The sequence below is a fragment of the Lacinutrix sp. YIN62 genome (assembly GCF_057219185.1).
In genome coordinates this window covers 96,133-108,585 of record NZ_JBXVVH010000008.1, presented here as the reverse complement: position 1 = coordinate 108,585, position 12,453 = coordinate 96,133, and the positions used below count along the sequence as shown (strand labels likewise).

Below are 12,453 nucleotides of genomic sequence, written 5' to 3'. Positions count from 1 at the left end.
GCAAAAATACAACGAATTAAAGGGTTACAACAAATAAATTCCTTATTTTTTTTTATCCGTACTTTTATCAAACATTATGATAAACAACACAGAAGATTTTCAGCAACAGTTTAACGGTTTTTATAATACTCCTCATTTATTTTTAAATAAAATTTATGGCATGCAACCGTTTTTACCCACAGTGCAAAAAACACCTGTTTTCCAAGGACATATCCCTAAAAACATAAGATTAGGGCAGCGTGTAGAACGCTTTGTTAGTTCTGAATTACGCCTATATAACAACATAAAAATCTTATCAGAAAATCCACAAATAAAAAGAGACAAAATTACTATTGGTGAATTTAGATTGTTTATTATTGAAAGACAAAATACCCATACATTTAGAAATTCAATTCAAATATTATTTATTCGCTCCGCATTATGGAAGCTCAGAAATAGAACATTGTGTAGGTCCTATGCGAAAGGATTCTTTAAATGAAAAATTAAAAAAATTAAAAAACAAACAATTACCACTACTCTATGCCCCAGAAACAAAATGCCTTTTAGATAAATTAAATTTAACTCCAAATGCTTTTAAACAAAACATCTATTTTAAAGCGCAACTTTTTATGCCATTAGGCAAAAATATTTCGCTTAAAATCTTAAATCCAGATTGTGTTTACGGGTTCTACTTTAACTATAAAGCATTAATACAATTCAAAGAACATAAATTTTACATCCCCAAAAAAACAGATTGGCTTCTAGATGTAACCCCGCATGTAAATTGGCTTACTTATGGCAACATTCTTCCTTTATTAAACCGTTTTGAACATGAAAACTATTCGCCATTGTTATGGATCAAAGCTCCAAATGGCTTAATACAAAAATATTTTGTTGTAAATTGGTAATACGCTTTAAAACGACATAAATAAAATAACTCCAAAGGGGCTTTCACAGCTTTAAAACTTACCTTAATTTTACATTTTCTAAGCCATACCCTATGTCCTCTTTATTACAATCTCAACTAATCCCAACACTTAAAACAAATTTTGGTTTCGATAGTTTTCGTGGTCAACAACAAGCTATTATTGAAAATGTATTAAACAAAAAGGATACATTAGTTATTATGCCTACAGGTGGTGGAAAATCTATTTGTTTTCAATTACCCGCTATTTTACTGAAAGGCATAACGCTAGTCATTTCCCCGCTCATTGCCTTAATGAAAGATCAAGTGGATGGATTAAATGCTAATGGTATAAAAGCATTCTTTTTTAATAGTAGCCAAGACCTAGAGGAACAGCAATACATTATTGAGAAAGTTATCAATACAGAATTAAAACTACTTTATGTTGCTCCTGAAAGTTTGGGCAGTTTGGAAAACATTTTAAACGAGAATTACATTAGCTGTATTGCTATAGATGAAGCACATTGTATTTCCTCATGGGGGCACGATTTTAGACCGTCATATCAACAATTAGGCTTTCTAAAAAAACAATTACCTAATACCCCTTTTATAGCCCTAACTGCTACAGCAGATAAAGCCACACGGCAAGACATAGTAAACCAATTAAAAATACCAAATGCAGATCAATTTATATCCTCTTTCGACAGAGAAAACATAACGCTAGAAGTACGTCCTGCAGATGGTCGAGTAAATCAAATTGTACAGTTTATTAAACAAAGACCTAACGAATCTGGTATTGTATATTGCCTAAGTAGAAAAAATACAGAGCAAATTGCCAAAAAACTCAACGAAAACGGAATTAACACAGATGCCTATCATGCTGGATTAAGCTTCGATGATCGTTCTAGAATACAAGAAGATTTTATTTTTGACAAAACACAGGTTGTCTGCGCTACCGTTGCTTTTGGTATGGGAATAGACAAATCCAATGTGCGTTGGGTAATCCATCATAATATGCCTAAAAACATAGAAGGTTACTATCAAGAAATTGGACGTTCTGGACGCGATGGGTTAAAAGCATATGCCTTATTATTTCATAGTTATGCAGATGTTATTCAGTTACGAAAGTTTGCCTCTGGCGCTTCTAATGAAGCGGTTCAAATTGCTAAGCTAGACCGAATGAAGCAATTTAGCGAAGCCACAACTTGTAGACGAAAAATACTCTTAAGTTACTTCGGGGAACTATTAGCTGAGAATTGTAATAACTGCGATGTTTGTAAAAACCCTCCAAAATTTTTCGACGGTACAACGATTGCTCAAAAAATACTTTCTACCATTACTCGTGTTAAAGAACAAGAAGCAACAGGAACCCTAATCGATATTTTAAGAGGTGCTAGAAATTCTAATATTTTAGAAAAAGGACTAGATAAGGTAAAAACCTTTGGTATTGGTAAAGATATTTCATGGAAAGACTGGCAACATTATATTGTTCAACTCATAAACCAAGGGGTTTGTGAAATTGCTTTTCACAAAAACAATAACCTACAACTCACAGCGTTTTCTAACAACGTACTATTTAAAGGATTAAAAGTTCACCTAACACATCCTGTAACGATTAAGGCACAAGAAATTAAAGCAATTAACAAACCAAAACGCGCTACTAATAATAGTTTATTTGAACGTTTACGCAAATTACGTTATCGCATTTCATTAGAAGAAAACATTCCTGCATACCTCATTTTTAATGATGCAACACTAAAAGAAATAGAGCGAGAAAGACCGATGAGTACAAGTGATTTTTTATCAATTTCTGGCGTTGGGCAACGTAAAGCGGAGGTGTATGGAGACGAATTTATCGCTGAAATTTTAGATTTTATAGGCTCCAAAATTAAAAAACCTAAAAAAACAGAAACACATTTATTAACCTACGAACTTTACAAACAAGGCTTATCTATAGAAGATATTTCTATTCAAAGACGATTAAAATCACCTACCATTTATTCTCATATAGCCAAATTATATTCTGATGGTAAAGCCATTAATATTTTTGATTTTATCTCAAAAAATGACGTAGAAGCTGTACATATGGCTAAGGTTGAGTTAGAAGGGAGTAAAACGTTAAAAGACTATTTCGAGTATTTTAATGAACAAATGGATTATTTTAAAATACGTTTGGCGTTAAGTGTTATTGAAAAAGAAGGTTTTTAATGAGTGTTCTACTTTAAGTTTTAGCCCTGGTTTTATTTACATTTCGTTAATAACTCCTTACAAAACCACTTCTATAAGGCTTTCAAATTTCTTATTTTGCACCCTTATAAATAATGTGTAAATTTTAAAGAATAGCGTGAAAGTCTGTATCGCTGAAAAGCCAAGTGTAGCCCGAGAAATAGCTTCTGTTTTAGGAGCCAATACAAAGCGTGATGGGTATTTTGAAGGGAATGGGTATGCTGTAACTTATACTTTTGGCCACTTATGCACACTCTTTGAACCTAAGGATTACAAAGCATATTGGAAAAGTTGGGACTTAAATAACTTACCAATGCTCCCCGAAAGGTTTCAAACCAAAGTGGTTAACAACGATGGGATAAAAAAACAATTTAACATTGTTAAACGTTTATTTGACCAAGCTAATTTAGTTATAAACTGTGGGGATGCCGGACAAGAAGGAGAACTTATACAACGCTGGGTTTTAAATCAAGCAAATTATAAAGGTGAAGTGAAACGGTTATGGATTTCATCCTTAACCACTGAAGCTATAAAAGAAGGCTTTCAAAATTTAAAACCTTCTAAAGATTATGACAACCTGTATTATGCAGGGTTCTCCAGAGCCATAGGCGATTGGTTATTAGGCATGAATGCGACCCGATTATATACGGTAAAACATGGCGGCTATAAGCAAGTATTATCTATAGGACGTGTACAAACTCCCACATTAGCAATGCTAGTAACACGCTTTAAAGATATTGAAAACTTTAAGCCACAACCGTATTGGGAATTACAAACATTGTATAGAGAAACTCTTTTTAGCTATGAAGAAGGACGCTTCTTAAAAATGGAAGACGGCGAAAAATTGGCCGCTATTGTAAAGGAGCATGATTTTGAAATTGTATCTATTGCTAAAAAGAAAGGTAACGAATACGCTCCTAAGCTATTCGATTTAACTGGATTACAAGTGTATTGCAATACCAAATTCGGGTTTTCTGCAGACGAAACTTTAAAAATTGTTCAAAAACTATACGAACAAAAAGTAGTGACCTACCCAAGAGTAGACACCACTTTTTTACCCAATGATATTTACCCAAAAGTCCCTAGTATTCTTCAGAAACTAACAAATTACATGACTTTAACCCAACCGCTTCTAGGCAAACCTATAAAAAAGTCTAAAAAAGTGTTTGATGATAAAAAAGTTACCGATCACCACGCTATCATCCCTACAGGTATTCAAATAAACTTGCAATACAATCAACAGCAAGTTTACGATATCATTACAAAGCGATTTATAGCCGTATTCTATGATGAATGTAAAGTCTCTAATACCACGGTAATAGGAAAAGCCGAATCGGTAAACTTTAAAACAACAGGTAAAGAAATCTTAGAGAAAGGATGGCGTATTGTTTTCGAAGATCCAAAGGCAAAAACTAAAGAAACAGGGTTATTACCACCTTTTGAAAAAGGTGAAAAAGGGCCTCATGAGCCTTCGTTTTTAGAAAAGAAAACAAGTCCTCCCAGTCAATATACAGAAGCCTCGCTCCTACGCGCAATGGAAACAGCTGGTAAACAAGTCGATGATGATGAAATGCGAGAGCTTATGAAAGAGAATGGTATTGGACGTCCCTCTACACGAGCCAATATTATTGAAACCTTATTTAAACGTAAATATATTAAACGAAATAAAAAACAAGTATTACCCACAACTATTGGCCTTCAGCTTATTGGAATTATTCAAAATCAGTTATTAAAATCGGCTGAACTTACAGGCTCTTGGGAAAAACAGTTAAAGGAAATTGAAAAAGGGAACTATAATGCAGGCCGTTTTATAAAAGAAATGAAGCGTATGGTTGACCATTTGGTTTATGAGGTCCGTAGTGAAACTAAAAAAGCGAATATCTCCCACGTTACTGCCAAACCCACTGTTTTAAAAAAAGCACCAAAGAAAAAAACATCTAACATCACGACCAATACCTGCCCCAAATGTAAACAAGGCCAGCTTGTAAAAGGGAAATCTGCTTATGGTTGTAGTCAATTTAAAGCAGGTTGCCATTTCGTATTACCCTTTAAATTTAATAGTAAAACAATTTCAGAAAAACAATACATCCGCTTGCTAGAAAAAGGGTCTACTGTAAATCTAAAAGGCTTTAAAACAGAAGAAGGAACAATAGAAGGCTTGATTCGTTTTGATGCTGATTTTAAACTGAAATTAGAACCTAAAAAAACGCCTCAAACCTCAAAAACCAACACCGTAGAGGTACTAACTTGCCCAAAGTGTAAAACAGGTACCCTTTTAAAAGGCAAAACTGCTTATGGGTGTTCCGCCTATAAAAGCGGATGTGATTTTAGGTATAGTTACGATGCTATTCGTGAAAAAGCAAAAGGCAAACCAATGTCTAAAGACATTGTTTACAGCATTATCAATGGAAAATAAAACACATCATCATTTTAAAATTTACAAGCCTTATGGCATGTTAAGTCAGTTTTCCAGTAATTCTACGCAACAACAGCGTAAAAAATTCTTGGGCGAACTTAAACAATTTCCAGAAGGTACAATGCCTATAGGTAGGCTTGATGAAAAAAGCGAAGGCTTACTACTTCTTACCACAAATGGCAAACTCAGTAATGCTATTAATAGCTCCAAATTTGAAAAGGAATACTATGCACAATTAGATGGAGACATTTCGGAAACAGCGGTACAAGAACTACAAAATGGTGTAGAAATAGGTTTTGATGGCAAAAAATACCAAACCAAACCTTGTAAAGTATTCAAATTAAAAACGCCTCCTAATCTCCCCGAACGCTGGAAAAAAATTAGAGATGAGAGACATGGGCCAACCACATGGATCTCTATAACTCTTACCGAGGGAAAGTTTAGGCAAGTTCGAAAAATGACTTCTGCCGTTGGTTTTCCTACATTACGACTCGTAAGAATTAGAGTTGGCAACATCTTTTTAGAAGAATTATTACCCGGAGAAGTTATTACTATACAATTACCACTCCCATTAAATTAAATCAACTTATTCCATATAATCGCTGTAACTTTACAAATAAATTATTTATCATTATGAATAATATCACACACTGGTTTTACGACTACTTTTTATCCTTAGGACTCTCCGAAATCACTTCAAAGTATTTAAATATGTTAGCTTTAATGCTAGCAATGCTTATAATTGTGTTTGTTGTAGATTTTATAGCAAGATACCTTTTACTTAATTTATTTAGTACTTTTGCTGAACGTACGAAATCAAATTTCGATGATCTATTAGTAAAAAATAAAGTCCCTAAAAATATAGGTCATATTATTCCATTAATTATCGCATTAGAATTTATACCAATAATATTCTCTGATTTCTTATATGTAGAAGGCATTATAGAAAAAATATTTAAAGCCTTTGGTATTGTTTTAGCACTTTGGATCGCTAGAAGCCTTCTAAATACATTAAAAGATTATTTTAAAACCGTGCCATCTTTAAAAGACAAACCGGTAGACAGTTACATACAAGTATTTATGATATTTGTATGGGTAGCAGGTTTCATTTTCGTATTTGCTATTATTGCCGAGATAGAATTTTTGAAACTTATCACTGGACTGGGCGCCATTTCCGCAGTTATCATTTTAGTTTTTAAAGATACCATACTTGGTTTTGTAGCTAGTATCCAAGTTTCTATTAATGATATCGTACGTATTGGAGACTGGGTAACCTTCGTGAAATATGGTGCAGATGGAGATGTTATAGAAATTAACCTTGCGACCGTTAAGGTTCAAAATTTTGACAATACAATCACCACAATTCCTACCTATGCACTAATTTCCGACTCCTTTAAAAACTGGAGGGGAATGACAAATTCTGATGGGAGACGTATAAAAAGAGCTTTAATTATAAAACAATCCAGCATCGATTATTTAACTTCAGATAAAGTAAATGCATTAAAAAAAATCGCATTAATTTCTGATTACCTGGAATTACGTCAAGAAAAAATAAAAAAGCATAATACAGAACATAATATTGACAAAACTCTACCTATAAATGGAAGACACTTAACTAATATTGGCGTTTTCAGAAAATATATTGATAGTTATGTTAATCAGCACACTGGAATTAATAAGGAAATGATGATAATGGTGAGACAACTAGCGCCAACAACACAAGGTATTCCCTTGGAGATTTATGCCTTTAGTAGTGATAAACGCTGGGCCAACTATGAATATATTATGGCGGACATTTTTGATCATATTATGGCTGCGGTTCCCTATTTTGATCTGGAGCTGTTTGAATTACCGAGCCATTTAACTGTAGTGGAATAACAGAATTATAATCCTACAACAACTAAAAAACCTCGATTACAATTATTGTAATCGAGGTTTTTTAATATTATATAGAAACTAAATTAGATTTTCTTAACACGAACGGCGTTTAAACCTTTCATCCCTTTTTCTAATTCAAATTGTACCTTGTCATTTTCTGCAATTTCATCAATTAACCCACTAACATGGCAGAAGTATTTTTCACTATCAAGTGCATCAATAATAAAACCAAATCCTTTTGAAGAATCGTAAAACGATACTTTTCCTTTGTGAATAGGATCAACTTCTTCTACATCGCTATCATCCTTTTTAGGCACGCCTAAAACGATATTCTTAGCTTTCACTTTGATTTTGTCTTCTGGGTTTGGTGGAGTATCTGTAAGATTCCCATTAAAATCCACATAAGCAAATTGAATACCTTGTTTCCCGTTTTCAGCAGCTTCTGCTTTACGAGCTTCCATTTTTTTCTTTTTGTCTTCTCGCTTTTTAAGGCGTTTCTTTTCTTTTTCTAATTTGTTAAATGTCTGTTGCGACTTTGCCATTCTATTTTTTTAATATTAATTTATTTAGACAGGTTATAAAATAATTTATAGCCCATTTTTACAAAAGTACGGATTTGTAATGATTTTTCGAAAGAATATGAAGAATTTACTAATTTTCCTCTTTTTCTTTTACAATAGTTATTGTTGCTTTCACTCCAGTCGCAAGATTCCATTGATTTGTTGAAATGGCATACCCTTTATCATCTAAAACCTGAAACTCCGCAGTATTTGGCCCGCTAGAGCCTTGATTAATCGCTTGAAAATCAATAACATTATCACCTTCTTCCAAACTCAAGAAAAAACCTTTAAAGCTTGTTTCTAAAAGCACTCTATCTTTTACAACATTTCCGTTAACATAAACTTTAATTAAATCCCCATCTGGATATTGATGGTCTCTATAAATAATATTAACCCGTTTCGATTTGGTGCTATATTCTCCTAAATATTGTGTTGTCGTATTTCCATTGTGCCGTCTTTCATTTTCTTCTTCGAATTGCAGACTTCTTTGAAGTTGTTTATTAAATAATTCGGCAGGATTTCTAAACTTGGTTTCATTTTCTATAGAAAAATCTTTACGCTTAGCTACGGGTAATTTTTCAGACTCAGATATAACTATATCATTTTCTACTGCTTTAGGACTGTCTTCTTCCTTAATAGACGGTTTAATAATAAGCTCATTATCTTCCTTTGGGTCCTCTGTATCTTCTGCTGGAATTGCTATAGATTTTCTTCCATTATCAATTTGTGCACTTATTCCAAGTACAAAAAAAAATGCTATGATTGAAAAAAAATGCAATTTCATATACGGCGTGATTGTTTTAGTTATCTAAAATAAACCAAAAACTATACCTAAATGCTAAAATTATTATAATCTCTTTAAAAATAAGCATTTTTTCGCAAAAAAAGAATCAAATATTAAAATAGCTTTATTAAATCAAAAGCAGTTCTTAATATTTAAAAATAAGTTCCCACTCTAAAACACCTGCAAACATATAAGCGTTGCAGGTGTTCTTTTTTTTATAATATTAATAGGCTAACAATTTCAATAATTCCCCTTCAAACTTATCTCTTGAAAGGTATTGATCTTCTAATTGGTTTATAAAAGGTATAGGGGTTTCCATACTCGCTACACGCTTAATTGGCGCATCTAGAAACTCAAAACAATGTTCCATTATTAATGCTGAAATATCACTTGCTATACCTCCAAATAAAGAATCTTCTTGTAAAATAATCGCTCGCCCTGTTTTTTTAACAGAATTATAAATCGTTTCGGTATCTAATGGTTGAAGAGAACGTAAATCAATTAGATCGGCGCTAATATCTGGATGCTTATCTAAGGTGTTTAATGCCCAGTGCACAGCTGCCCCATAAGCAATAACTGTAATAGCTTCTCCCGTTCTTAACAAGGCTGCTTTCCCTAACGGAATTGTAAAATAATCTGTAGGTATTTCTTGGCGAATGCTTCTGTATAACGCTTTATGTTCAAAAAACAATACAGGATTAGGATCGTTAATTGCAGTTGCTAATAATCCTTTAGCATCTTTTGGAAATGCGGGATACACTACTTTTAGTCCTGGTGTTTTTGTAAACCATGCTTCGTTGGTTTGCGAATGAAATGGCCCCGCAGCAACGCCTGCACCACAAGGCATACGTAATACAACATCGGCGTTTTGATTCCATCTGTAGTGTGATTTTGCTAAATAATTAACCACAGGGTTAAATCCAGAAGTCACAAAATCTGAAAATTGAAGCTCCACAACACTCTTTATTCCAGCAATAGATAGTCCCATTGCTGTTTCTATAATAGACGATTCACAAATGGGAGTATTACGGACTCTATCTTTACCAAATTGTGCTACAAAACCATCTGTAATTTTAAAGACCCCGCCGTATTCAGCCACATCTTGCCCCATTATAACCAGATCTTTATGCAGCTCCATAGACTGTTTCAAGCCCTCTGAAATGGCATCAATCATGCGGCGTTCTTTTCTATTGTCATTCGCTTTAAACTCACTATAAGAAAAAGGCTTGTATACATCATTTAACTCCTCTGTTTCTGAAGCTGTAATAGCGACTTCCGCATTGGCAACTCGTAATGCGTCATTAATTTCTGCTTTAATTGCTTTTCTATAGGTTTCGATAATTGCCTCTGTTAAAACACCTTCTTGTATTAAATAAGCCTTAAAATTATCTAAAGGGTCTTTTTTTGCCCACGCATCCATTAATTCTTGAGGGACATATTTAGTCCCACTAGCCTCTTCATGCCCACGCATTCTAAACGTTTTAAATTCTATTAGAATGGGGCGTGGAGTTGTTCTTATACTCGCTGCTAATTCAGAAACCTTAGCATACACTTCTATAATATTGTTTCCATCTATTATATGCGACTCCATACCATAACCTAAAGCTCTATCTGCTAAATCTTTACAATTATACTGTTCAGTCGTTGGGGTTGATAGTCCATAACCATTATTCTCAATACAGAACAACACTGGAAGTTGCCATACAGATGCGACATTTAAAGCTTCATGAAAATCGCCTTCGCTTGTTCCTCCTTCACCTGTAAAAACAGCTGTAGCTTGGTGCTTCTTTTTAAGCTTACTAGCTAAGGCTATCCCATCTGCTACACCTAATTGTGGTCCCAAATGCGAAATCATTCCTACAATATTATATTCTTGAGTTCCAAAGTGAAAAGAGCGGTCACGGCCTTTTGTAAACCCCGAAGCTTTTCCTTGCCATTGTCCAAACAAACGTTGCAATGGAATGTTACGTGTTGTAAAAACACCTAAGTTTCTATGCATAGGTAATATATATTCCTCTGCTTGCATAGCTAATGTTACACCTACCGAAATAGCTTCTTGACCAATACCAGAAAACCATTTACTGACCTTGCCTTGTCTAAGAAGAATAAGCATTTTTTCCTCGATCATACGTGGTTTTAACATGCTTTTATATAAATGTAGTAATGTCTCTGAATCTAATGTGTGTTTGGGGTACTTAATATTGCTTTTCATCAAGATTATTTAGTGTGTGAAAATGATTTGTCAAATATAGCATAATTGAATAATAATTATAAAAAGACCCTTAAAATTATCGATTATAATTTGTGCGATGTTTTCGTTACTTTTGTGGTACAAGATTTATTAAATATTTAGTACCATGAAGAGTATTCCTAGTGTTAATTTAAAAGACTTTCTCTCTGATGCCCCAGAAAGGAAGCAGAAGTTTATAGATGAAATAGGTAAAGCCTATCAGGAAATTGGGTTTGTAGCGCTAAAAGGTCATTTCTTAGATGACGCCCTAGTAGACAACCTATATAAAGAAATTAAAAACTTTTTTGACCTCCCTGTAGAAACTAAACGTAAATATGAAATCCCTGGTATTGGCGGACAACGTGGTTATGTTTCGTTTGGAAAGGAAAGTGCTAAAGGCAAAAAAGAAGGCGATTTAAAAGAATTCTGGCATTTTGGACAATATGTAGACGACAACCCTACTTTAGAAGCAAAATACCCTCCTAATGTAAACGTTTCTGAACTTCCTGCATTTAATGACGTTGGGAAAGAAGCCTATAAAATGTTAGAAAAAACGGCTAAATACGTCTTACGAGCTTTAGCATTACACCTACAATTAGAAGAAACTTACTTTGATAACTACATTCATAACGGAAATTCTATTTTAAGACCCATTCATTACCCACCTATTTTAGAGGAACCAAAAGCTGCTGAACGTGCCGCGGCTCATGGTGATATTAACTTAATCACACTATTAATGGGAGCGCAAGGACGCGGGTTACAAGTACAAAACCACGACGGTGAGTGGATTGATGCTATTGCAGAACCAGATGAATTAATGATTAATGTGGGGGATATGTTATCCAGACATAGTAACAACAAATTAAAATCAACAATACATAGAGTAATCAATCCGCCAAGAGAACTTTGGGGAACATCCCGTTACTCTATTCCTTTTTTCATGCATCCAGTAAGTGAAATGAAACTAGATGTTTTAGAAAGTTGTATTAGCGAAGATAGCCCTAAAGAATTTGAAGATATTACTGCTGGTCAATTCTTAAACCAACGTTTAATTGAACTCGGGTTAATTAAAAAATAATAAATCAGTATTAGCATTCAGCTGTGAGTTAAAAAAACTAACAGCTGAATGCTTTTATTCGTAATAACAATGGATTTACAAGACCAATTAAAAAAACTATTCCCCGACCATATTGAAAAAGAGGTCACAGCTGCTGAACCAAAATCTAATCTTTGGACACAGGACACTCCTATTATATGTAAATACGAAAAACGAAAAGGCAAACCTATAACTATTCTAGAAGGTTATACTGGAGCAACTCAAGATTTTAAAGCATTGGCTAAAGAATTAAAACAACAATTAAGTGTTGGTGGAAGCTTTAAGGAGGATAAAATTATTATTCAAGGCGATTACAGAGATAAGATAATGGAAATATTAAAATCGAAAGGGTTTAATGTAAAACGCGTTGGCGGGTAAGT

Annotated in this window: 11 protein-coding genes; 8 read left to right on the top strand and 3 right to left on the bottom strand. The window is 33.7% G+C overall.

Annotation, left to right across the window (positions count from 1 at the left end; all coding sequences use genetic code 11):
• Window positions 1–76 precede the first annotated feature (76 nt).
• The 6 genes from AC2D8I_RS07165 to AC2D8I_RS07140 all read left to right on the top strand — a co-directional run bounded on the left by AC2D8I_RS07165 (window position 77) and on the right by AC2D8I_RS07140 (window position 7,403).
• A complete protein-coding gene (locus AC2D8I_RS07165) occupies window positions 77–478 on the top strand; it encodes a DUF1853 family protein (RefSeq protein WP_484705310.1) in 402 nt (133 codons plus the stop codon).
• A complete protein-coding gene (locus AC2D8I_RS07160) occupies window positions 369–887 on the top strand; it encodes a DUF1853 family protein (RefSeq protein WP_484705352.1) in 519 nt (172 codons plus the stop codon). The genes AC2D8I_RS07165 and AC2D8I_RS07160 overlap by 110 nt, the downstream gene beginning before the upstream one ends.
• Before the next feature lie 92 nt (window positions 888–979).
• A complete protein-coding gene (gene recQ / locus AC2D8I_RS07155) occupies window positions 980–3,091 on the top strand; it encodes a DNA helicase RecQ (RefSeq protein WP_484705309.1) in 2,112 nt (703 codons plus the stop codon).
• Window positions 3,092–3,227: 136 nt separating this feature from the next.
• Entirely contained in the window at window positions 3,228–5,525 is a 2,298-nt protein-coding gene (locus AC2D8I_RS07150; protein ID WP_484705308.1) for a type IA DNA topoisomerase, read from the top strand.
• Complete coding sequence (locus AC2D8I_RS07145; protein ID WP_484705307.1) at window positions 5,515–6,105, top strand: pseudouridine synthase; 591 nt, start codon at window positions 5,515–5,517, stop codon at window positions 6,103–6,105. Before AC2D8I_RS07150 ends, AC2D8I_RS07145 begins: the two co-directional genes overlap by 11 nt.
• Before the next feature lie 53 nt (window positions 6,106–6,158).
• Window positions 6,159–7,403 carry a mechanosensitive ion channel family protein gene (locus tag AC2D8I_RS07140; protein ID WP_484705306.1) on the top strand — a complete coding sequence of 415 codons (1,245 nt, stop codon included), beginning with the start codon at window positions 6,159–6,161 and terminating at the stop codon, window positions 7,401–7,403.
• 83 nt (window positions 7,404–7,486) lie between these two features.
• Here the strand turns inward: AC2D8I_RS07140 and AC2D8I_RS07135 are convergent, their stop codons facing one another.
• The 3 genes from AC2D8I_RS07135 to AC2D8I_RS07125 all read right to left on the bottom strand — a co-directional run bounded on the left by AC2D8I_RS07135 (window position 7,487) and on the right by AC2D8I_RS07125 (window position 10,959).
• Window positions 7,487–7,945, bottom strand: a complete 459-nt coding sequence (locus AC2D8I_RS07135; protein ID WP_484705305.1) for a cold-shock protein — start codon at window positions 7,943–7,945, stop codon at window positions 7,487–7,489.
• 109 nt (window positions 7,946–8,054) lie between these two features.
• On the bottom strand, window positions 8,055–8,747 hold the full coding sequence (locus tag AC2D8I_RS07130) for a hypothetical protein (RefSeq protein WP_484705304.1): 693 nt from the start codon (window positions 8,745–8,747) through the stop codon (window positions 8,055–8,057).
• A 223-nt stretch (window positions 8,748–8,970) separates the two neighbouring features.
• Window positions 8,971–10,959 carry an alpha-ketoacid dehydrogenase subunit alpha/beta gene (locus AC2D8I_RS07125; RefSeq protein WP_484705303.1) on the bottom strand — a complete coding sequence of 663 codons (1,989 nt, stop codon included), beginning with the start codon at window positions 10,957–10,959 and terminating at the stop codon, window positions 8,971–8,973.
• 145 nt (window positions 10,960–11,104) lie between these two features.
• On the opposite strand from AC2D8I_RS07125, the gene AC2D8I_RS07120 reads away from it, so the two are divergent.
• Together AC2D8I_RS07120 and AC2D8I_RS07115 are read left to right on the top strand one after the other, a co-directional pair.
• On the top strand, window positions 11,105–12,055 hold the full coding sequence (locus tag AC2D8I_RS07120; protein WP_484705302.1) for an isopenicillin N synthase family dioxygenase: 951 nt from the start codon (window positions 11,105–11,107) through the stop codon (window positions 12,053–12,055).
• Between the two features lie 69 nt (window positions 12,056–12,124).
• Window positions 12,125–12,451: a translation initiation factor gene (locus AC2D8I_RS07115; protein ID WP_484705351.1), complete on the top strand. Its 327-nt coding sequence runs from the start codon at window positions 12,125–12,127 to the stop codon at window positions 12,449–12,451.
• Window positions 12,452–12,453 lie beyond the last annotated feature (2 nt).